The sequence below is a fragment of the Pseudomonas sp. PICF141 genome, assembly GCF_002286815.1.
In the GTDB taxonomy this organism is placed as follows: domain Bacteria; phylum Pseudomonadota; class Gammaproteobacteria; order Pseudomonadales; family Pseudomonadaceae; genus Aquipseudomonas.
The window spans coordinates 13,391-34,837 of record NZ_MUNM01000032.1; the positions used below are offsets into that span (position 1 = coordinate 13,391).

Consider the following 21,447-nt stretch of genomic DNA (forward strand, 5'->3'; position numbering starts at 1 on the left):
GATGAGCCAGTACAAGATCCGATCCAGGCCATTCAATGAAGAACGCCTGCCTTACAGCGGCAGGAGCCTTGCGGCCAACCGGAAAACCGAACCAGAGTGACTGGGATTCAAATCAGGGTTATTCGAGCCGCTGCCGCTGCCGGGACTGAAGGTCATCCGGAGCTTGCAAACGCCCGAGCGAGGCATGCTAGCACAGATGAACGGTCATGGCGGCGGCAAGGTTTTATGCGAGGGCAAATCAGGCATTTTTATGCCAGAGTGCTGAACTTGAACCCTGCTTTACCCCTCAGATAACAAGACATTGACCCAAAAGGAGCATCCCAGCATGCGTCTGAATCGTTTATTCGCCGTCGTCGCACCCGTCGTCCTGCTGCTGCCGCTGGCTGCCCATGCCGACTGGCCAAAGGGCGAGCGCGAGAAATACATGGCTCAGTGCACCCAAGCGGCCTCTCAACAGATCGGCGCAGCGGCCGCCAAGTCACATTGTGCATGTGGCGCCGACGCCATCAAATCGTACCCGGCCAGCGACATTCAGGCCTTGATGGACAACAAAGCCAGCCCGGATTTGCAACAGAAGGCGCTGGGTCAGATCGCCAAATGCAAGGCCAATGCGCCGGCGAAAAAGTGAGAAAAAAATCCTTGTGACCCGCCTTGGCGCTGATAAAAAAGGATGAATTTCAGCTTTTCCGTACGATTTATGAAGGTTTTTCAGCTTTTTTTATTGTCTTTACTTTCGACTGAAAGCCTTTTAAACCGGGGCTTTCAGCCAAACAAAGCAACAAAGAAAACACGACTGTGGGGCAAACAGCACAGCCGGGGGGCTCCCAAAGCGAACATTTCGACTATGATACTCCGGTGTGCCCAGTTGGCCTGAGCAGCACAGTACTACTGAAAATATATGTTTCTTGGAGATACACCATGTCTAATCGCCAAACCGGCACCGTTAAATGGTTCAACGATGAAAAAGGCTTCGGCTTCATCACTCCTCAAGGTGGCGGTGACGACCTGTTCGTACACTTCAAAGCTATCGAAAGCGACGGTTTCAAAAGCCTGAAAGAAGGCCAGACCGTTTCCTTCGTGGCTGAGAAAGGCCAAAAGGGTATGCAAGCTGCACAAGTCCGCCCAGAGTAATTTCCTGGCGCACTAAAAAAACCCCGTCCATGTGACGGGGTTTTTTATGGGCGAAATAAAAGCCTGAAGCAATCAGCCGCAGTTGACGCGGGTGACCACCAGGTTGTTGTCAGTGTTCAGGTTCAGGCGATCGGAGCGGTATTCCAGGGTCACCATATCGTTAGGCTTGAGGAACCGGGCATTCTGCGCGCCTGCGCGGGTACGTGCCTGCTCCAGCAATTGGGGCGAAGCCTTTTTGCCAATAGTGAATTCGGCAGCTTTGGCCTCACAACGGCTGTGGCCGGTATCGGTCGCCACGGGGTCCTTTGCCGACTCGGTGGACGTACTGCTGCAACCGGCCAGCAAGGTGGCGGCCAACAAAGTACCCAATGACGCGAGCTTCCAAGGCATGAAGCCTCCTTTTTTCAATAGTTAAGCTGAGATCGTGCGACCGCCATTTTGGCGTTTGGTTTCAGAACCGGACAGCGGCGAGTGTGCCTGAGCATCGACACGCCGTTTATCCCTCAATCGTGACTGAATATGAACAGCGCTCAATAGACGTCGATGTAGTCGAAAGGCGGTTTCGGCCAGTTTTCCTTGAGCGCATTGAAAATCTGCATCACCCAGACCTCGTCGCTGGCTGCGACCAATCCGACATAACCGGAACCCTTGGCCCAGGTTTCCAGGCGAAACAGCAACCCGTCGATGTCCGTGCCACCCACAATACCCGACGAAATATAGGCGATGCCGCCCTTGGTGACCCGCAATTGAGTGTGTACATCATCGCTGGCAGAGGCCAGCAACTGATGCACCGCTTCGAGGGTCAAGCCGTCAGGAGTGTTCAAATCGATCTGCACAGCACGGTCCTTGAAAATTCGTCAAAGACCAAGTGTCGCATAGCCCTCCCCTCATGCCTAAGTCGGAGTGCCAAACGCCGCGCAAAATGGTTAACTCGATACTCAGCCTTTCCGACTTCACGAGCGCCATCATGACCACCGTAAGCATCGACGCCGACATCAAAGCCAAGTGGCCACAGGGCCATAGCTCTTACAGCCCGGGTAGCCCGGAAGAGCTGGCAATCATTGGCATCGATTTGCTGGTCAAAGAACTGGGAACACAAGCCGCCCAGACATTCATCAAACAGGTTCTCGAGAAGTACCCCGCCAACTATATGGGCGCAACAGAAACCGAATAGAGTAAAAGACCGCAGGCGGGCACCTGCGGATTCCATGACCTACTTCAAGCGAGCCAGACGCTGGGTCAACAGGTCGAAGAAGCCCTGAGCGTCGCCGCTTTCAACCCAGAAGGCATTTTTCGGTGCATTCAGGCAGTCATACCAGTCGACAATGGTCTGGCCGAAGGTCGGCCCTTCGCGACTATCAACCACGACGTTGACCGAGCGGCCAGTGAACAACTCGGGCTTGAGCAGGTAAGCGATGACGGTGGCGTCATGCACCGGGCCACCCGGGATGCCGTAATGCTCCATGTCGCCTTTGACGTATTCGTTGAGGATATTGCCTACCAGCTTGCCGGCATTGTTGTTCAGGGCGGCGATTTGCTTCAGGCGCGCTTCACTGGTCAGGATCTTGTGGGTCACGTCCAGCGGCAGATAGGTCAGCTTGACGCCACTTTTGAGTACTACTTGCGCGGCATGCGGATCAGCGAACAGGTTGAATTCGGCCACCGGTGTGATGTTGCCGCCGTTGAAGTGCGCACCGCCCATGATCACCACTTCCTTAATGCCCTGCACGATTTCAGGCGCCTGGATCAGCGCCAGCGCCAGGTTGGTCTGTGGACCGAGTATGGCGATGGTGATGCTGTGGGGTTTGGCGGACTTCAGGGTATCGATCAGATAATTGACCGCATTGCCTTCGTCCAGGCCTTTTTTCGGTTCGTGCACCACGACACCCGACAGGCCTTCCTTACCGTGGATGTTCTCGGCATAGATCGGCGTGCGCATCATGGGTTTCGGCGCGCCAGCATAAACAGGCACTTCCTCGCGCCCTGCCCACTCGCGGGCCAGACGCGCATTACGCGATGTCTTGTCCAGACGCACGTTGCCCGCAACGGTGGTCAGCGCACGAATATTCAGCTCTTCCGGCGATGCCAGGGCAAACAGCAAGGCGACCACGTCATCGGCACCCGGATCGGTGTCGATGATCAGGTCGATCTTCTCCGCCGCGTGGGCGTTTGTTGCGGTAATCAGGGCCAAAAGCAGCAGACTCCAAAGCAGATGGTGCAGTTTCTGAGCATAGCGATACATAGCGCACTCCTTGCGCATGGGAAAAGCGGGTCGTTAAAACATTACGCCAGCCACCAAAACGATATTGCAGTACGGCTGACATTCGCCTGTACGAACAATCGCCCGTGCCTGTCGGCTGACTACTTTGAATTGGTCATGACTGAGCAATTCGCGTCGACCCAGCGCACCGTCGGCATTCAGCTCATCCAGCACGCTCAGGGCCGACGGTTTCTTATCCAGAATTTCATGGGCCAGCACATGGCTTTCGACCTGCATTTCGCTGAGCACGATCTTCAAGGTACTGATGAAATCCGGAATCCCGTGGGTCAAGGCCAGATCGATCAATTCGACGCCAGGCGGAACCGGCAGGCCGGCGTCGCCGATCACAACCGTGTCGCCATGACCCAGGGAAGCGATCAGCCGCGACAGCGCGACGTTGAGCAAAGGGGTCTTTTTCATGGTGCTTTAAAGGCCTGTACGTCGGACAAGGTGGGAATCGAAGGTTGCGCGCCAGCCCGGGTGACCGACAGCGCAGCGGCGATCTGGCCAAAACGGATTGCATCGACCTCGCTTTTGCCGGTCGCCAGCGCCGCGGCGAAACCACCGACGAATGTGTCACCGGCCGCGGTGGTGTCGACCGCTTTCACTTTCTCTGCCGGGAAATGTTCGAAGCGTGTGCCATCGGCCAATACCGAGCCTTGGGCGCCAAGGGTGATGATCACCTTGCCCGCGCCCATGGCGATCAAACGGGTCGCTGCGGTTTTAGCAGTACTCAGGGAATCCACTGGCAATCCGCTCAAGGCCGTGGCTTCGCTTTCGTTGGGTATTAGGTAATCGATGGCGGCATACCAATCCGCCGGCAGCGGGCGACTGGCCGGTGCCGGATTGAGAATCACGGTTTTACCCAATTCACGACCCCGTTTCAGAGCATGGCCGACCGTGGCATCTGGCACTTCCAGCTGACAGATGATGACATCCGCCGCTTGCAACACCGCGTCGAAACGGTCGATGACTTCGGGCGTGAGCGAACCGTTGGCACCGGCAACAATCACGATTGCGTTCTGACTGTTGTCATCGACCACGATCAATGCCACGCCACTGGAGTCTTCGACCGTGCTGACTGCCTGGCAATCGATCTGCTCGGCCAACAACGCCCCGCGCAGCGTTTCGCCATAGGCGTCATTGCCGACACAACCGACCATCGACACCTGCGCCCCCAGCCGCGCCGCGGCCACGGCCTGGTTCGCGCCCTTGCCGCCGGAAACCGTGGCAAACGATTCGCCGATCAGCGTTTCACCACCACGGGGCAGCCGTGGCGCACGGGTTACCAGGTCCATGTTCAGGCTGCCTATCACCACTACTTTTGCTGGCATACATCACTACTCGTCAATTCTGTTTCAGCGTGCTTTTGGGTTCAGCGGTATTGCGAGAATGCACCGGCCAGCGGCGCAGTCGATTCGCGCAGGACAATACTGGGCGTCACGATGCGCTGATCAGTTGCCAGATCCGGCGTGGCAATCCTGCGCAACAGCACTTCGGCTGCCATCTCGCCAAGCTGCAGGATCGATTGGCCAACGGTGGTCAGCGCGGGATAGACGTAACGGCTCATCTGGATATCGTCGAAGCCGATCACCGACAACTCGCTGGGCACACGAATATTGCGTTCGGCGGCGGCGCGCAATACACCGATGCCGATCATGTCGTTGCCGGCAAAGATCGCACTGGGTCGATTCTTTTCCAGCAGGATCGCCGCGGCGTTGTAACCACCGGTGCTGGTGAAGTCGCTTTCCAGCCTGCGCTCGCGAGGCACTTCGACGCCCGCCTCTTTCAAGGCGCGGCAATAACCGGCCAGACGCATCTGCGCCACGCTGGTGTTCGCCGGGCCGCCGATCGTGGCGATGTCCCGATGCCCCAGGTCCAGCAGGTGCCGGGTCGCCAGGTAGGCACCGTATTCATGATCGATGCGCACCAGATCGGCATCGAGACCTTCCAGCCCTCGGTCGACGATCACCATCGGCGTACGCACACCCGCCAGACCTTCGGCCAGACCGCTATCCCCGCCGGCCGAGGCAACGATCAGGCCGTCAATGCGTTTTTCCAGCAACACGCGAAGGTAGCTGCGTTGCTTGTCCGGGTTGTCGTCGGAGTTGCAGAGGATGACGCAATAGCCGTTGCGCTCGCAGTAATCCTCGATGCCCCGGGCCAACTCAGCGAAGTACGGGTTGAGGCTGTTGGGCACCAGCAGCCCGATGGTCGCGGTGGTTTTCGCTTTCAATGACCGGGCCACGGCGCTGGGCACGTAGTCGAGGCTTTGGATTGCCGCTTCGACTTTCAGACGCACTTCTTCACTGACCGGCCGCGTCTTGTTCACCACGTGGGAAACCGTGGTGTAGGAAATGCCTGCGAGTGCCGCTACATCCTTGATCGTTGCCATGACTCAGGTCCGCCGGCTTGCGCGCTGACTGCGATAAGTATCAAGCACCACCGCCACCACGATAACCGCCCCGGTGATGATGCGTTTGGTGGGTTCGGTCGCGCCGATCTGCGCCAGACCGGCCGCCAATACCGAGATGATCAGGACGCCAAAGAATGTGCTGATGACCGAACCGCGTCCGCCCATCAGGCTGGTGCCGCCGATCACCACCGCGGCGATCACTTGCAGCTCCAGACCGGAGCCGGCGTTCGGGTCCGCCGCTTCCAGGCGCGAGATCTGAAACAACGCAGCAATCCCGGCCAGCAGCCCCATCAGGCTGAAGACCATGATTTTGTAGGGCTTCGGATTGATCCCGGCCAGGCGCACGGCTTCTTCGTTGGTGCCAATGCCAATCAGGTAACGACCGAAAACGGTGCGCGTCAGCACGGCTTGGGCGATGAAGATAATCAGCAAGGCAATGATGAATGACGGCGAGATGCCGAACGCGATCGGGTTGGACAGCCAGGCGAAGGCATCGCCGATATAGGCAGTGCGCGAACCGGTCATCTGATAGGCCAGGCCTCGCGCCATCTCCAGCACGCCGAGGGACACGATGAACGACGGAATCCGCCACGCCACGGTGATCGAGCCGGTGATGGTCCCGGCCAATGCCGCTATCGCCATGCCGAGCAAAGCCGCAGGCAAAACGCTCCAGCCCCAACCGAGAATCGCTACGCTGACCGCCGAGGCCGCGAGCGCCAGTACCGACCCCACCGACAAGTCGATACCGCCGATGATCAATACGAAAGTCATGCCGACCGCCAACACCATCAAATCAGGAATCTGGTTGGCCAGGGTGCTGAAGGTGTCGTAGGACAGGAAATGGCTGCTCAGGATCGAGAACAGCGCGATCATTGCCAGCAAGGCACCGGCCAGGCCCAGATAAGTACCGAGGCCATAAAAATTGCCACTACGTTTGCCGGCCAAAGATGCAGTATTCATGGAAGATCCCTAGGCGCGGCTTCGTTGAGCAGCGCATCACGTTTTTGGTAGCCGGCGAACGCGGCAGCAAGCAAATCATCCTGGGTCCAGCTGTCCCGCTCGAAGGTGTCGATCAGACGCCCTGCCGACAACACACCGATGCGATCGCAGATCAGCATCAGTTCACGCAGGTCGCTGGATACCACTACCAGCGCCTTGCCCTGACGGGCCAACTCACCGAGTAATGCGTAGATATCGAACTTGGCACCAACGTCGATGCCACGGGTCGGCTCATCGAACAGCATCACCGCGCAATCACGCTCGAGCCAGCGGCCGATCACGACTTTCTGCTGATTGCCACCGGACAGTTCCGAGACCCATTGCGCCGGGCTGGAACTGCGGATGCGCATGGCGTTGATCTGACGCTGGGCCAGAGAAATCTCGTCATCCTTGTTGACGAAGCCACCGCTGGAAATCACCGGCATATTGCCCAAGGCGATGTTGGCACTGATCGATTGCGTGAGCAGCAAGCCTTCGCCCTTGCGGTCTTCGGTGATCAGTGCAATTCCATGACCAACCGCGTCGGCCGGCGAACGGATACTCACCACCTGAGCTGACGCCCCCAGCGCGACGGTGCCGCTGTCGGCTGTATCGGCACCGAAGATCAAGCGCAACAACTCGGTGCGCCCCGCCCCGATCAAACCGGAAATCCCGAAAATCTCACCGGCGCGCACTTCGAACGATACGTCTCGAACCTTATCGGAACGGGTCAGCCCTTTGACCGTCAAGGCCGGCGCGCCGATCTTGCGCGGCCCCATGTCGATATGCTCGCCCAATTCACGGCCGACCATCAGTGTGACCAGTTGCTCGCTGTTGTAGTTGGCCATCGGTTCGACGCAGACCAGATGGCCGTCACGCAGAACCGCGATGCGCTGGGCGACCCTTGCCAGTTCTTCGAGGCGGTGGGAAATGTAGATGATCGACACGCCACGAGCCTGCAGGCGCGTGATCTGCTCGAACAGCATTTCGACTTCACGGGCTGTGAGCATGGCTGTCGGCTCGTCGAGAATCAGCACGTGGCAATCGCCGATCAGGTTGCGAGCGATCTCGACCATTTGCTGATGACCAATACCCAGCTCACCAACCAGCGTATCCGGATCGATGGCGTCCAGGCCGACGTGGACCATGGCCTCGATCGCCGCCTTGCGCAGTTGTTTGCGGCTGATCCAGCCACCGTGGCTGGGCAGGTTATCGAGAAACAGGTTTTCCGCCACCGACAATGTCGGCAACAGGTTGAGTTCCTGCATGACCATGCGAATGCCCAGCTCTTCGGCCTGGCCCCGGCTGCCGGGGCGGTAGTCCTGCCCCTGAAATTGCATCTGGCCGGCAGTCGGTGTAACCAGCCCGCCAATGATCTTCGACAAGGTGCTTTTACCGGCGCCATTCTCGCCGGTCAGCGCCAGCACTTCTCCGCGCATCAGCGTCAGGTCGATGCCGGTGAGAACAGGTTGGGCATAGGTCTTACCGATCCCGCTGACCGAGAGGACAGCGCTCGGGGCGCAAACTGACATAAAAACGCTCCATGTGCTCGCCCAGGAGGCGAGCACCGTTGTGTCGCCAGAAGGACTACTTGGTCACCAGTTCTACCGGAGTTTCGATGACGCCGTTGACGCCGCTATCGACTGCCTTGCCGTTGATGATGTTCAGCGCCGTCTCGATGCCGAACACCGCTTGCCGGGCAGCAAACTGGTCGGCGGTGGCCAGCACGCGACCGTCCTTGAGCATTGGCTTGATGGCGTTGATATTGTCGTAACCGACCACTTGCACCTTGCCGGCCTTGCCCGCCGCACGCACAGCAGATACTGCGCCGACGGCCATGCTGTCATTGCCGGCCAACAGAGCCTTGATGTTCGGGTATTCGCTGAGCATCGACGAGGCAACTTTGCCGCCCTTGTCGATTTCCCAATCACCGGATTGCAGGGACACGACTTTGATCTGCGCCGCTTGCATCGCATCCTTGAAGCCCGCCGTACGCTGCTGGGCATTGGTGGTGGTGGAAACGCCTTCAATGATGCCGACTTCGTCACCAGCCTTCAGCTGTTTGGCCAGGTACTCACCCACCAGACGCGCGCCTTTGCGGTTATCCGGGCCTACGAATGGAACGGTGATGTTTTTGCTTTTGACCACGGCCGGGTCCAGCTGGTTATCAATGTTGATCACGGTGATGCCGGCATCAACCGCTTTCTTGATGACCGGGACCATAGCCTTGGAATCTGCCGGCGCGATGACCAATGCGTTGACCTTGGACAAAATCATTTGTTCGACGATGCGCGTCTGGCCGGCCGTGTCCGTTTCGTCCTTGATGCCGTTGGAGATCAGCTCAAAATCGCCGGAGTGATCTTTCTGGTAAGCCTTGGCGCCGTCTTCCATGGTCAGGAAAAATTCGTTGGCCAGGGATTTCATGACCAAGGCGACTTTCGGTTTTTCAGGGGTTTGGGCGAAAGCCGAAGAGACGGGCAATGCAGCGGATGCGGCAGCCAGCATGGCGACAGCAAGAAGACGTCCAGCGAATGGCAGCTTCATGGGTTCACTCCGATCTTATGATTATTTTGAGCAACACTTGCGCTGGACTTTGCCTGGAACCCTGAGCCTCACTGGATCAAGCCCTAAGACAACCGCGCAAACGTTTGCGTAGACCGAACTATGCGAAGGCTATGGCGTTTTGTCAACGACCGGTTTTGTGGCTCGGCTGGCCTTTTACATCACGCCGTGGTGCTGACCAGATTGCCGCTGCTGGAACCCTTGGCCAGCTCTTTCACCAGATTGCCCGTCACTTGCGCAAGCGCAGCACTGGTATCGGCAATTTGCCCCTGAATCGACATGACTGCGGTGGCTTTGGCTTCCGGAGTCGGATAATTCGCTGCTTGAGCCGCGGCCAGTTGCTGCTGCTGTTCGCGCAATTGCTGCTGAAGTTCCTGCATGCGTTTGAGCAGTACCTGCACCGCAATGCTTTGATTGCTGCTTTTTCCGGATTTGGTTTCGCCTCGAGTTTGCGTACCGCCACCGGTTCTGACTTGATTCTCACTACCCGCCTCTTCACCCAGGGCTTGGGCTGAAGCGTCGGACGTCGCCTCACTCAAGGCGTTGATGGTCGCCGCTGGTTTGCCCGCGACAGTGATGGCACCTGCATTTGGAAAACCGACAGTTAACGACATGTGAACTCCTGGAAAAGATCCCTTTAAAGGAGCATCGACCTGAGCGGGAGTTTCTTTAGCACTGATTGCCGATTTTGCAAGGCGACTTTCTAAATGGAGGTCGGAGAGCCGAACGAAAAAGTTACCCATGTTCGGGATCCCGGACGAGGGAGCGCGAACACTTTTCTGGATGTTTCAATAATTTATATAAAAATCATGGGGTTAAAAGATCTTCTTGTTGAATGCCAGGCTGGTACAGATCCTGCTCTTCCTCTACACCCCCGGCGTTCAGATCTGCCTGGGGCGCTTCTAGATGAATTTGGCTGTCTCACTACTAGAGAAAACAATAATGAAATCTGCCTTCAACACTTTTATTCCGGGCGCTTTGGCCCTTCTGCTTCTCCTTCCGACCGCCCTTCAGGCAAAAGAAGTCGAAACAAAACAGAAACTGGCGAACGTGGTGATCCTGGCCACCGGCGGCACCATCGCCGGCGCGGGTGCCAGCGCCGCCAACAGCGCCACCTATCAAGCGGCGAAAGTCGGTATCGAACAGTTGATCGCAGGGGTTCCGGAACTGAGTCAATTGGCCAACGTTCGCGGCGAACAGGTGATGCAGATCGCTTCCGAAAGCATCACCAACGATAACCTGCTGCAACTGGGTCGTCGGGTAGCTGAGCTGGCCGACAGCAGTGACGTCGATGGCATCGTTATTACCCATGGCACCGACACGCTGGAAGAAACGGCGTATTTCCTCAACCTGGTGGAAAAAACCGACAAGCCGATCATCGTCGTAGGGTCCATGCGTCCAGGCACTGCCATGTCGGCCGACGGCATGCTGAACCTGTACAACGCCGTCGCGGTGGCCAGTAGCAAAGACGCACGCGGCAAAGGCGTGTTGGTGACCATGAACGATGAAATTCAGTCGGGTCGAGACGTCAGCAAAATGATCAATATCAAGACTGAGGCATTCAAGAGTGCCTGGGGTCCATTGGGTATGGTGGTCGAAGGCAAATCCTACTGGTTCCGCTTGCCGGCCAAGCGCCACACGATGGATTCGGAGTTCGACATCAAAACCATCACCACCCTGCCTGACGTCGGAATTGCCTACTCCTATGGCAACGTCAGCGACACCGCCTACAAAGCCTTGGTGCAATCGGGCGCCAAAGCCATCATTCACGCTGGTACCGGCAATGGCTCGGTTTCGTCACGCGTGGTTCCCGCTCTGCAAGCCCTGCGCAAGGACGGCGTGCAAATCATTCGTTCCTCCCACGTCAATGCCGGTGGTTTCGTGCTGCGTAACGCCGAACAGCCTGACGACAAGTACGATTGGGTGGTGGCGCACGACCTGAATCCGCAAAAAGCCCGCATCCTGGCCATGGTCGCATTGACCAAGACCAACGACAGCAAAGAGCTGCAACGGATGTTCTGGGAATACTGATCCCCCCTCGTCCGACCTGTTCCGGTCAGACAACGCAGTCACCACTCGCCAGCCTTGGCGAGTGGTTCAAGAACTATTCCGATAAAAAATTTCCCATCGTCCTACACCAAACGGAAAAAACTACTGTCAGAGGATTTTCTTGAATTTTAAGCAGTTGCGAAAATGCCTACAGTTAAATACTGTATGCACGTACAGCTTAATAAGGATAATTCCGTGGCCACTAGCTCTTCCTCTCCTGATACCTACGAACGCCTGGGTATGCGCGTTCAGAAAATCATCAATTCCCCCACCGCTCAAAAAGCCAAAGCGGCACTGATCTTCCGTCTTCCGGATGAATCGGTGGATGAGTGGGAACGCTTGCTCGAGGAAATCGACGAGAACGACAACGTCACCCTTGCTCATCGCGATGATGGCGGCGTGCAGGTTTTCTGGGTTGTGCCGAAGGAAGACTGAGTCAATGAGTGTCCGCTGGTTAGCTTTACTGCTTCTGTGTATCACCCTCGGCGCCCAGGCTGGCGCACCACGCACCTTCAACGAAGCCAAGAAAGTCGCGTGGAAATTGTACGCTCCGCAATCCACCGAGTTTTATTGCGGCTGCAAATACACTGGCAACCGCATAGACCTCGCGGCTTGCGGTTATGTGCCGCGCAAAAATGCCAAACGCGCCTCGCGCATCGAATGGGAGCATATTGTTCCGGCCTGGCAGATCGGCCATCAGCGCGAGTGCTGGCAACAAGGTGGTCGCAAGAACTGCACGCGGTACGACCCGACCTATCAGAAAGCCGAGGCCGATCTGCACAATCTGGTGCCGAGCATCGGCGAGGTGAATGGCGATCGAAGCAACTTCAGCTTCGGCTGGTTGCCCGTACAATCGGGTCAATACGGTTCATGCCTGACACAGGTCGACTTCAAGGCGAAGAAGGTCATGCCCCGCCCTTCCATTCGCGGCATGATTGCCCGGACGTATTTCTACATGAGCAAGCAATACGGCTTGCGCCTGTCAAAACAGGATAGGCAACTGTATGAAGCCTGGAACAAGACCTATCCGGTACAGGCCTGGGAACGTCAACGCAATCAGAGCGTTGCTTGCGTGATGGGGCGCGGCAACGAATTTGTCGGCCCGGTGGACTTGAAAACCTGCAACTGACCAGCCGCTGAAAACACAAAGGCCTGAGGCATCACACCTCAGGCCTTTGTTCGTTTCCACCGCTGTTTTTTATTGAGCCGTCGGGTGTTCGACCACCAGCGACTCGATATTCCTTTTCTTTGCCCGGGTGAGCGCTGCCGTCACTTCAGCTTGCTTGGCTTGTGCCTCGGCTTCCGAATTAAACGGCCCTATCAGGATCCGAACCTTTCCATTCTCCCTGATGACGCTGGAAACGAAGCTATGCTCAATCAACCAGCCGCTCAGGTCGCTGACCGCCTGGGGGGTTTCGCCGCGCACCTCGACGTCCCATTGTGGACCTGTTGTCGCTGCAGGCGCGGAGGTAACTGTCGGTTGCGGCTTTTGAGCGTCAACCTCCTTAGCCTCATCGCACCCGACCAACATCAATACTGCGATTACCAAGGCCACTTTGCGCACAACGCTTCCCTCTGAATGCTGAAAACGACGATTTTAACACTCATGGATCCGGCTCGAGCGCCGCAAAAGGGGCGCAAAACAACGAGAATGATGGTTGCGGCCTCTGTATAGTTACGCCTTGGGAATTAATGCAGCATCTGCGCGTCAGAAAGAGGCACCCAAACCGCGAGACTTCGCACTAATCTATACCTATACCGACCTCTGCACTGTCCAAATCAGGTGCCCTACAAGCAATCAAGGAGAAAACCATGCTGATACTCACCCGCAAAGTCGGTGAAAGCATAAACATCGGTGACAACATAACGATCACCATTCTGGGCGTTAGCGGCCAGCAAGTCAGGATTGGCATCAACGCCCCGAAAGACGTTGCGGTGCATCGCGAAGAAATTTATCAACGTATTCAGGCTGGCCTGACCGCCCCAGACAAGCCACAAACCCCCTGAATCCTGCTGTAGTCAGTAGCCAGCCTATTCAGCCTCGAATAACGGCTGGCTAAAGATTCAAGCAACCGCATCGCTCTCCGCCCAGCCTCCTTTGCCATGCCTTCGCGATGGAGTTGATACTAGCGCCTCGCCTCATGCCTGACTGTCAGACGTTTCGGATTTGCTGCGAGAAACGGCTTCCTCCTTCCCGGCTAGCCAAACGCGACCCCACGCGCCATGCCCGTGGCGGCCACAACCATCAGCACCAGCAGCAGCGCTTCGAGATGACTGATACGGGCAAATAGCGTTGCGCGACCTGTATCGATCGCTACCCCACGTCCCAGGGCAATCCGCCATTTGATCAGCGTCACCATCGGTGCAATCTCAAGCAGCAGAATAAGGACGAAGAGTGTCATCTTGAGGTGAAACAGCGGTTGATGAAGGTAGTAGTCAGTGCCTTTTTCATACCCGCCAAAAGCGCGCATCACGCCCGTAACCAGGAGAATGACGGCAGAGATCCCCCACAGATTATCCGCCCCCAAAACCCTGCGTGCCTCCCCCGTCCCGGCAACCAGACGACGTAACGCCATACCGCGGGTCAATACCGCCCAGAAGCCTAGCGCAAAGGCCAAGAGGTGAATCGCCGCCAGAAACCAGTGAGCCAGCATCGACATACTCCTTACAGGGAAGTTGAACAGCCCTACAGTAGTAGCCCATCCGAGGGGATTTGCCCACGCACCCGGTTTCACTGATCACCCGCACATCATGCCCAATTGGCAAATAGCACGCACAAAAAAGCCGGGCTCCTGATTGGATACCCGGCATTTTGAGAGTTTTGGACTTAATCGGTTCTTTTTGAAGTCGAAGTGCGAGCGTTGCTTAAACCTTTCGCATTGTGATCACCGGGCGTAGAGGCCGAAATGGCGGAGGCCTTCGTTACTCCTCGCGTATCTCTGGAATTTGCAATACCCGAAGTCACTGAACCATGGCCGCGATCACCATTACGATCGCTACCGTAGTGGTTGCCACTGAGACCACGGTCGCGTACAGCCTTGCCTGCGTGATCACTGCTCAAGCCATTGCCGTGTCCATTGCTGACGCCACCGGAATGGCCGGAACCACCGTGGCCACCGCCGTGGCCGCCGCCATTGCCACCACCGTTGCCACCACCATTGCCGCCGCCGTTACCACCACCACCACCACCACCACCACCACCACCACCACCTTTCGCATAGGCGGAACTCATGATGGACAGGTCAGCGGGCAATAATGGGGCGGCTGCGAGCATCATCACGCACGACATGACGGCTGCAAAACTCTTGTTTTTTAATAACATGGGGAGATTCCGTGTGGTTGATATTGCACGGAGTAATTGACTGTTTCGGTGGCATTCAGTTCAAAAACCGACGACCAGCGGGCAGGCAATATGCAATTATCGAAAAACTGCACATTGCTTCCCGTGATTTACAGGTCGTTATGCTGCGAGGACGCGATTGAATGGCTCGGTTTCATATCAATCGAATGCGCCATTGAGGACTTCGTAGATGATCCCGGTAGCGATCGCCACCAAGATCAAGTCAGTGCCAGCCTGGCGCCATTCGTAGCCATCGTAATGCGGAAGCCTGCCGAGCAATCGGCCATCGAGTTTTTTGGCGATCCCCGGTGGTAGCGGTTTTCCGCGAGCGAGGTTTTTCTGAATACCGGGGGGCAAGGCGGGCCCGGGGCTCCAGTAGTCGCGATAACCACCCACGATGCCGAGGACACTGCCGTGGTTGATGCTCGGGCCGTGACTCCAATCGTCACCGCCTGAACCCTTGCCTTTGTTTCCAGGACTGGCGTTGCCATGATCCTGGCTGTTTTGTGGATTTCCCTTGCCGCTTCCCTGGCCTTTCCCGTTTCCTGGGTCGGCCAATGCAGTCATTGAACCGGACGCCAAGGCAAGACACGTCATAGCGACAATCAACGAGCGAGATTTAAACATATCCGTTCTCTCTGAAAGGGGATGGCCCCTGCAATGTAGACGGTTATAGCTGTATTAGTTCAGAAACTGTATTCACTGGAACTCGTTAAATCGCAGCCAACAAAAAAGGGCCCACCTTTCGGTGAGCCCTTCCAGACCGCCCAGCAGAGCGGATTTTGTTTGGTAGGCGCGATTGGACTCGAACCAACGACCCCCACCATGTCAAGGTGGTGCTCTAACCAACTGAGCTACGTGCCTGCTGTGAGGCGGCATTCTACGGAATTCCAAAGGGGTGTCAACACCTTTTTTTCACCTAACCCTATGAATATGCAAAATATTTAATTTTGCTGTGGCAAAGAAGATTTTCCGCTGGCTGGCGGTCGTTTTTTAACTCGGGTAGGATCGACGCACTCGTAAAATATATTAAACAGAGGCTGCAGGATGGCGAACACTCCCTACCCAGAGTCCTATTACGCCGCGTCGGCTAATGTAGCGCCGCCGCGCCAGGCCTTGCAGGATGATGTAGAGACTGATGTCTGTGTCATCGGAGCCGGTTATACCGGCCTGTCCTCTGCCCTGTTTCTACTGGAGAACGGTTTTCGGGTCACCGTCCTGGAAGCCGCCAAAGTGGGTTTTGGCGCATCGGGGCGCAACGGTGGCCAGATCGTTAATAGCTACAGCCGCGATATCGATGTAATCGAGCGCACTGTCGGTCCCAAACAAGCTCAACTGCTGGGGCAAATGGCGTTCGAAGGTGGACGGATCATTCGTGAGCGAGTGGCCAAATACAACATCCAGTGCGACTTGAAAGACGGCGGTGTGTTCGCCGCCATTACAGCCAAGCAGATGGGCCATCTGGAATCCCAGAAGCGCCTGTGGGAGCGTTTCGGTCACACGCAACTTGAGTTGCTGGATCAGCGACGCATCCGCGAAGTAGTGGCTTGCGATCAGTATGTCGGCGGCATGCTCGATATGAGCGGTGGGCATATTCATCCGCTCAATCTTGTCTTGGGCGAGGCAGCAGCCGTGGAGTCGCTGGGTGGCACTGTTTACGAGCAGTCGCCAGCGGTGCGCATCGAGCGCGGCGCCAATCCGGTGGTGCATACGCCTCAGGGCAAGGTCAGGGCCAAATTCATCATCGTTGCGGGCAACGCGTACCTCGGCAATCTGGTGCCAGAACTGGCGGCCAAGTCGATGCCCTGCGGGACCCAAGTAATTACCACCGAACCCCTGGGCGATGAATTGGCCAAAAGCCTGTTACCCCAGGATTATTGCGTCGAAGACTGTAACTACCTGCTCGACTACTACCGCCTGAGTGCTGACAAACGCCTGATTTTCGGTGGCGGCGTGGTCTACGGTGCGCGCGACCCGGCGAACATCGAGGCGATCATTCGACCGAAGATGCTCAAGGTTTTCCCTCAGCTCAAGGACGTGAAAATCGATTACGCCTGGACCGGCAATTTCCTGCTCACGCTATCGCGCCTTCCTCAGGTCGGACGGCTGGGCGAAAACATCTACTATTCCCAAGGTTGCAGTGGCCACGGTGTGACCTATACCCACCTGGCGGGCAAGGTACTGGCTGAAGCATTGCGCGGTCAGGCCGAGCGTTTTGATGCCTTTGCCGACTTGCCCCACTACCCCTTCCCCGGCGGGCAATTGCTGCGTACACCGTTCGCTGCGCTGGGCGCCTGGTATTACGGATTGCGAGACAAACTGGGGTTCTGACTGACAATCGAGCAGGAGGCGGCTTCACAGCCGCCATCCGCATTTCGCCTCGGGCGGCCTTCAGATTTCACTGCTGATCCATTTGCAGAAATAGACAGTATTCAGAAGTCGACCGTCGCCGACAGCAGGTAGGTACGCGGGGTCGACAACGTCAAGCCAGGCTCGCTGTCATCCGAGGCCCCGGCCGAACTCCAGTAGCGTTTATCCGCCACGTTCTCGACATTGGCACGCAGGGTGATGTTCTTTTCATCGATCTTGAACGCGTAGCGTGCCCCCACGTCGAGCCGCTCCCAGGCATCGATTTCCTTATTGTTGGACTGGTCCAGATACTGCGAGCTTGAATAGAGGCCGCGACTGGTCAGGGTCAGACCGTGTATGGCCGGCACATCCCACTCGGCGCCCAGGTTGATGTTGTATTTCGGCGTGGCTGGCGCCCGGTTGCCGTCGAAGGCGCCATTGGTGGTGTCGGTCAACTCGCTGTCGATGTACATGACACCGCCGAGCAGGCGAAAACCTTTGAGCGGCTCGCCGAACACACTCAGTTCCACACCCGTATTCTCACGCTTGCCGTTCGGGCCGAAAACCCGCGTCGTGGCGTTGGTCTCATAGGCCGGCTGCTTGATCCGGAACATCGCGGCAGTCACAGCGAACGCACCCGCGTCATACTTGGCGCCGACCTCGACCTGGCGACTGATGAACGGCGGGAATATCTCATCCTCGTTCACCGAGGTCGATGGCGCGATCTTGCCCTGGCTCAGGCCCTCCATGTAGTTGGCATACAGCGACAGCTTATCGGTTGCCTTAAACAGGATACCGCCCGACGGCGAAACCTTTTCCTCATCGTAGGCCGTGGCGCCTTTGACATCATCCGCCCAGTCGTCAACCTTCACGCGTTGCCAGCGGGCGCCGAGGGTCAGCAGCAGCCGGTCATCGAAGAAACCTAGGGTGTCGGACAACGCCACGCCGCTGAAGCGGTTCTCGGTATAGACCTGCGAATCGAGCCGAGTGGGTTTGACAGGTGCTGGTGTTTCCACGGGGTCGTAGAGGTTGCTGCGGGCCGCGGCATAACGGGCGCCGCCATTTTCGAAGTCCATGTAGAAATAGCTGGCGGCCAGATTGACTTCATGGCTCACAGGGCCGGTATGAAACCAGTTGCGCACCCCTGCCGTGGCCGTGCGGACATTTTCATCACGGGTGAAGTCACGCGGCTGAACGCTGAAATCGCCGGCATCATTGGTGACCGCAACGGCATGCCGGAGGAAGTCATGATTGCTTTTACGCGCGCCCACGCCCCCGTACAGCATGACGGAATCGCTGACATCAAATTCGCCATTCACCGTCCCGAACGTGTCGTTGGTACTCGCCTTGCTCCAAGGCTGCGCATAGTTGTCGCGAACATCGTTCGCATTCGGCACCTTGGCATTGGCGCCGACCTGCACGCGCTCCTGCGGGGCGTCGGTATCACGCTCGGTGCGCCCGATGTCCGTGGAGAGTCTCAGGCGTTCACCGCGAAAATCCAGGCCCAGCACGGCCATTTCGCGGTCGACATTCTGGTGATCCCATTCGGTGTCGCCGGACTGCTTCACGCCGTTGAAGCGAATACCGAATTTGTTGTCTTCACCAAAACGCCGGCCGACGTCCACGGCACCACCGACCTGGCTGTCGGAAGCGTAGCTACCGGTGAACGAAGTGATGGGCTTGTCGGTCGCGCGCTTGGGCACCACGTTGATCCCGCCACCCACACTGCCCCGCGGCGAGATGCCGTTGATGAGCTGGCTCGGGCCCTTGATGATGTCGACGCGGTCAGCCATCTCCATGTCGATCGTATAGGTCGGCAGGATGCCGTAGAGACCGTTGTAGGCAACATCGCTGTTGAACAGGCTGAAACCGCGAATGGTGAACTGCTCATAACGCCCACCCGCCGGGTTGGTGGCGCGAACCGAAGGATCGCTGGCGATCAGATCGCCCAAGGTACGAGCCTGCAGGTTTTTGACCGCCTCATCGGTGTAGGTGATCATGCTGAACGGCGTTTCCATGAAATCTTTCGAGCCCAGCAAGCCTTGCGAACCGCGGCGCGCGACCTGACCGCCGGCATACACCTCACCGCCCGCCTCGCCCGTGGCACCGAGAATCGACGTGGGAGCCAGTTGCAGGCTGCTGCTTTCTGGGGCCGGGGTCAGGATATAGGCTTGATCGCCCACCGATTGCAATTGCAGACCAGAACCCTGCAACAGCCGGGCAAAGCCCTCCTCGACCGCATATTCGCCGGAAAGACCAGGACTGGTACGACTGCCCACCAGTGCCGGATCAACCGAAAGATTGACGCCAGACAGCCCGGCAAACCGTGTCAGCGCATCACTCAAGCTGCCGGCAGGCACCTGATAATTGCGCCGGGCACTGTCTTCAGCCCAACTGGCAGTGATGAACAACGGACTGGCACTCAGGCCCAGCATCAGGCTCAGGTGCAACAACGGACGCAGGCGGGAAGAAGCCGGACGCGGACAAATAGGTATTACTGCGGGCATTGATAGTGCTCTCTTGATTCGTTCACATGCCTTGAATGACAAGCGAGTCGAAAAAAGGGGACAAACTTCACACACTATTTTTACGCGGCAGCAACGTCACCCAATAACGGGTACGTGAATGCACTTCCAGCGGCAGGCTGGCTGCGAGCAACGCGAGGACACGATCGGTGTCGTCCAGGCGGAAACTGCCGGTGACGCGCAGCGCCTCAAGCTCCGGCTCCCAACGCAGCACACCCGGTCGATAAGTACTGAGTTCGCGCAGAAAATCTCCCAGCGGCTGGTTTTTCGCCATCAGCACACCCTCTCGCCAACCTGGCGCGAGCACATCGAACGAGCTGATCGGCCCGACACCGGTTGCTTGAAGACTGATTTGTTGACCGCCACCCAACGCCAATACCGGCCCTCGCAAGGGCTGCAATTGTACGGCGCCGTGGTACACCGACACGCGGCAACCGCGCGCCTCCTGACGAACACAGACTTCGCTTTGGCTGACGATGATCTGCCCAAACTTTGTTTGAATCGTTAGCGGCGATGCGCTTGGTACTTTTAGCGACAACTCCCCTTCGATCAGCTTCAAGCGACGGTTCTGCAGACCCACATCGACGGCACTGGCCGTGTTGAGCTGCAAGGAACTGCCATCAGCGAGCTGCATCTGTTTGCGCTCTCCGGTGGCCGTGTGCAAATCGGCTCGCCAGACATCCAAAGGCAGTTGTCGGCTGATCAGCCAAGCCGCCGGTACCAACGCAACCGCCCCCAATGCACGCTTGAGCACCACACGCCGACCGGGCTCGGGGCGATCCAGACTTTTGAGCGCCAACGCTGAAGGCAGATCGGCAAACCGCTGACGCAAGGCTTGAGCCTTCTGCCAGGCCTGCTCGTGACTGACGCAACTGTCGCGCCAACGCTGCAGATTCGCATGATCCTGCTCATTGGCACTTCCAGATTCCAGCAAGGCGAGCCACTGCGCGGCAGCTCGCACTGCCTGACGGGCATCGGGCACCGAACTGTTCACAGTTCCACCAACAAGCAATGCTCATAGGCTTGCGCCATGTAGCGTTTGATCGTGCGCTCCGATACTTTCAAGCGCTCGGCGATGTGCTGATAGGTCAAGCCTTCCAGCTGACTCCAGAGAAACGCCCTGCGCACTGCCGCTGGCAAACCATCAAGCAGTTCATCCAGGGCTTGCAGGGTTTCGAGCAACAACCAGCGCTGCTCGGGCGACGGCACACAGTCTTCCGGCAATGCCGCCAGCGCCGTCAGATAAGCCTGCTCAAGACTTCGACGTTTATAGAAATTACTCAGCAGGCGTTTGCCCATAGTGAGCAAATAGGCACGAGGCTCTTGCAAATCGGCAATTCGCTGAGAGCTGGCGAGCAAGCGCAGGAACGTATCCTGACTGAGATCCGCCGCATCACAGCCATTGCCCATGCGTCTTCTCAACCAGCCTTCCAGCCAGCCACGGTGATCGCGGTACAGGTCGTGGAAGGTTTGCTCCTTCGGCATCGCTGCATCACTCATCTCAAGAAGCCCTGTGCCAAGGAGTTATCGTAAATGAGAGTGATTCTAATTAATGTCGACGCTGTGAACCAAGTCCTTTATGCAATGGGGGCGCAGAAAGGTTGGGCGGGAAGGACACAAGAGAGGAAAAGCCAAATCGCAGACACAAAAAACCCCGGTCTTTCGACCAGGGTTTTTGCTATCGACTCGAAACAGACACTGGCTATACCAATGACTTGCTTCGTAGCACCAAGGCGTTCAGTGGGCCTTGAGGCAGATATGGCGCAGCGGACGGGACTCGAACCCGCGACCCCCGGCGTGACAGGCCGGTATTCTAACCGACTGAACTACCGCTGCG

25 protein-coding genes and 2 tRNA genes are annotated in these 21,447 nt (G+C 57.4%); 8 read left to right on the forward strand and 19 right to left on the reverse strand.

Annotated features, from left to right (window positions below; translation table 11 throughout):
• The first annotated feature begins 325 nt into the window (after positions 1-325).
• Both BZL43_RS06120 and BZL43_RS06125 read left to right on the forward strand, forming a co-directional pair.
• Positions 326-628 (forward strand): hypothetical protein, encoded by a 303-nt coding sequence (locus BZL43_RS06120; RefSeq protein WP_095631478.1) that lies wholly within the window; start codon positions 326-328, stop codon positions 626-628.
• A gap of 290 nt (positions 629-918) precedes the next feature.
• A complete protein-coding gene (locus BZL43_RS06125) occupies positions 919-1,131 on the forward strand; it encodes a cold-shock protein (RefSeq protein WP_003179963.1) in 213 nt (70 codons plus the stop codon).
• Positions 1,132-1,203: 72 nt separating this feature from the next.
• Here BZL43_RS06125 and BZL43_RS06130 read toward each other — a convergent pair whose 3' ends face one another.
• Complete coding sequence (locus BZL43_RS06130; protein WP_095631479.1) at positions 1,204-1,521, reverse strand: I78 family peptidase inhibitor; 318 nt, start codon at positions 1,519-1,521, stop codon at positions 1,204-1,206.
• A 140-nt stretch (positions 1,522-1,661) separates the two neighbouring features.
• Positions 1,662-1,967 (reverse strand): hypothetical protein, encoded by a 306-nt coding sequence (locus tag BZL43_RS06135; RefSeq protein ID WP_095631480.1) that lies wholly within the window; start codon positions 1,965-1,967, stop codon positions 1,662-1,664.
• A gap of 131 nt (positions 1,968-2,098) precedes the next feature.
• Here BZL43_RS06135 and BZL43_RS06140 point away from each other — a divergent pair, with 131 nt between their 5' ends.
• Positions 2,099-2,305, forward strand: coding sequence for a hypothetical protein (locus tag BZL43_RS06140; RefSeq protein ID WP_095631481.1), 207 nt, complete (start codon positions 2,099-2,101; stop codon positions 2,303-2,305).
• A 39-nt stretch (positions 2,306-2,344) separates the two neighbouring features.
• On the opposite strand, the gene BZL43_RS06145 is transcribed toward BZL43_RS06140, so the two are convergent.
• The 8 genes from BZL43_RS06145 to BZL43_RS06180 all read right to left on the reverse strand — a co-directional run bounded on the left by BZL43_RS06145 (position 2,345) and on the right by BZL43_RS06180 (position 9,961).
• Positions 2,345-3,373 (reverse strand): nucleoside hydrolase, encoded by a 1,029-nt coding sequence (locus BZL43_RS06145; protein WP_095631482.1) that lies wholly within the window; start codon positions 3,371-3,373, stop codon positions 2,345-2,347.
• Between the two features lie 33 nt (positions 3,374-3,406).
• Positions 3,407-3,811: a D-ribose pyranase gene (rbsD, locus tag BZL43_RS06150; RefSeq protein WP_095631483.1), complete on the reverse strand. Its 405-nt coding sequence runs from the start codon at positions 3,809-3,811 to the stop codon at positions 3,407-3,409.
• Positions 3,808-4,725: a ribokinase gene (rbsK, locus tag BZL43_RS06155; protein ID WP_095631484.1), complete on the reverse strand. Its 918-nt coding sequence runs from the start codon at positions 4,723-4,725 to the stop codon at positions 3,808-3,810. Before rbsK ends, rbsD begins: the two co-directional genes overlap by 4 nt.
• A 41-nt stretch (positions 4,726-4,766) precedes the next feature.
• On the reverse strand, positions 4,767-5,786 hold the full coding sequence (locus BZL43_RS06160; protein ID WP_095631485.1) for a LacI family DNA-binding transcriptional regulator: 1,020 nt from the start codon (positions 5,784-5,786) through the stop codon (positions 4,767-4,769).
• 3 nt (positions 5,787-5,789) lie between these two features.
• Positions 5,790-6,767, reverse strand: a complete 978-nt coding sequence (locus BZL43_RS06165; protein ID WP_095631486.1) for an ABC transporter permease — start codon at positions 6,765-6,767, stop codon at positions 5,790-5,792.
• On the reverse strand, positions 6,764-8,317 hold the full coding sequence (locus tag BZL43_RS06170; RefSeq protein ID WP_095631487.1) for a sugar ABC transporter ATP-binding protein: 1,554 nt from the start codon (positions 8,315-8,317) through the stop codon (positions 6,764-6,766). Before BZL43_RS06170 ends, BZL43_RS06165 begins: the two co-directional genes overlap by 4 nt.
• Before the next feature lie 55 nt (positions 8,318-8,372).
• Positions 8,373-9,329 carry a sugar ABC transporter substrate-binding protein gene (locus BZL43_RS06175; RefSeq protein ID WP_095631488.1) on the reverse strand — a complete coding sequence of 319 codons (957 nt, stop codon included), beginning with the start codon at positions 9,327-9,329 and terminating at the stop codon, positions 8,373-8,375.
• A gap of 179 nt (positions 9,330-9,508) precedes the next feature.
• Entirely contained in the window at positions 9,509-9,961 is a 453-nt protein-coding gene (locus BZL43_RS06180) for a hypothetical protein (protein WP_095631489.1), read from the reverse strand.
• A gap of 328 nt (positions 9,962-10,289) precedes the next feature.
• Between BZL43_RS06180 and BZL43_RS06185 the strand changes: the two genes are divergently transcribed.
• The 3 genes from BZL43_RS06185 (at position 10,290) to BZL43_RS06195 (ending at position 12,525) form a co-directional block, all read left to right on the forward strand.
• The gene (locus BZL43_RS06185) at positions 10,290-11,378 is read left to right on the forward strand and encodes an asparaginase (RefSeq protein WP_095631490.1); all 1,089 of its coding nucleotides are present in this window, start codon (positions 10,290-10,292) and stop codon (positions 11,376-11,378) included.
• A gap of 162 nt (positions 11,379-11,540) precedes the next feature.
• Positions 11,541-11,831: a DUF1654 domain-containing protein gene (locus BZL43_RS06190; protein WP_095631491.1), complete on the forward strand. Its 291-nt coding sequence runs from the start codon at positions 11,541-11,543 to the stop codon at positions 11,829-11,831.
• Positions 11,832-11,835: 4 nt separating this feature from the next.
• On the forward strand, positions 11,836-12,525 hold the full coding sequence (locus BZL43_RS06195; RefSeq protein WP_095631492.1) for an endonuclease: 690 nt from the start codon (positions 11,836-11,838) through the stop codon (positions 12,523-12,525).
• A gap of 69 nt (positions 12,526-12,594) precedes the next feature.
• Here the strand turns inward: BZL43_RS06195 and BZL43_RS06200 are convergent, their stop codons facing one another.
• The gene (locus BZL43_RS06200) at positions 12,595-12,960 is read right to left on the reverse strand and encodes a penicillin-binding protein activator LpoB (protein WP_095631493.1); all 366 of its coding nucleotides are present in this window, start codon (positions 12,958-12,960) and stop codon (positions 12,595-12,597) included.
• A 248-nt stretch (positions 12,961-13,208) separates the two neighbouring features.
• Here BZL43_RS06200 and csrA point away from each other — a divergent pair, with 248 nt between their 5' ends.
• On the forward strand, positions 13,209-13,403 hold the full coding sequence (csrA, locus tag BZL43_RS06205) for a carbon storage regulator CsrA (protein ID WP_007905913.1): 195 nt from the start codon (positions 13,209-13,211) through the stop codon (positions 13,401-13,403).
• 191 nt (positions 13,404-13,594) lie between these two features.
• Here the strand turns inward: csrA and BZL43_RS06210 are convergent, their stop codons facing one another.
• From BZL43_RS06210 to BZL43_RS06225, 4 genes are all read right to left on the reverse strand, one after another.
• Positions 13,595-14,050 (reverse strand): DUF2214 family protein, encoded by a 456-nt coding sequence (locus BZL43_RS06210; protein WP_095631494.1) that lies wholly within the window; start codon positions 14,048-14,050, stop codon positions 13,595-13,597.
• 173 nt (positions 14,051-14,223) lie between these two features.
• The gene (locus BZL43_RS28500) at positions 14,224-14,718 is read right to left on the reverse strand and encodes a hypothetical protein (RefSeq protein ID WP_256582810.1); all 495 of its coding nucleotides are present in this window, start codon (positions 14,716-14,718) and stop codon (positions 14,224-14,226) included.
• Between the two features lie 177 nt (positions 14,719-14,895).
• Positions 14,896-15,363: an anti-virulence regulator CigR family protein gene (locus BZL43_RS06220; protein ID WP_095631495.1), complete on the reverse strand. Its 468-nt coding sequence runs from the start codon at positions 15,361-15,363 to the stop codon at positions 14,896-14,898.
• 160 nt (positions 15,364-15,523) lie between these two features.
• A tRNA-Val gene (locus BZL43_RS06225) sits at positions 15,524-15,600 on the reverse strand.
• A gap of 183 nt (positions 15,601-15,783) precedes the next feature.
• Between BZL43_RS06225 and BZL43_RS06230 the strand changes: the two genes are divergently transcribed.
• Positions 15,784-17,067: an FAD-binding oxidoreductase gene (locus tag BZL43_RS06230; RefSeq protein ID WP_095631496.1), complete on the forward strand. Its 1,284-nt coding sequence runs from the start codon at positions 15,784-15,786 to the stop codon at positions 17,065-17,067.
• A 101-nt stretch (positions 17,068-17,168) separates the two neighbouring features.
• Here BZL43_RS06230 and BZL43_RS06235 read toward each other — a convergent pair whose 3' ends face one another.
• The 4 genes from BZL43_RS06235 to BZL43_RS06250 all read right to left on the reverse strand — a co-directional run bounded on the left by BZL43_RS06235 (position 17,169) and on the right by BZL43_RS06250 (position 21,446).
• Positions 17,169-19,592, reverse strand: a complete 2,424-nt coding sequence (locus BZL43_RS06235) for a TonB-dependent receptor (protein ID WP_095631497.1) — start codon at positions 19,590-19,592, stop codon at positions 17,169-17,171.
• Positions 19,593-19,659: 67 nt separating this feature from the next.
• Positions 19,660-20,604: a FecR domain-containing protein gene (locus BZL43_RS06240; protein WP_095631498.1), complete on the reverse strand. Its 945-nt coding sequence runs from the start codon at positions 20,602-20,604 to the stop codon at positions 19,660-19,662.
• Complete coding sequence (locus BZL43_RS06245; protein ID WP_095631499.1) at positions 20,601-21,110, reverse strand: sigma-70 family RNA polymerase sigma factor; 510 nt, start codon at positions 21,108-21,110, stop codon at positions 20,601-20,603. The genes BZL43_RS06240 and BZL43_RS06245 overlap by 4 nt, the downstream gene beginning before the upstream one ends.
• A gap of 259 nt (positions 21,111-21,369) precedes the next feature.
• A tRNA-Asp gene (locus BZL43_RS06250) sits at positions 21,370-21,446 on the reverse strand.
• Position 21,447 lies beyond the last annotated feature (1 nt).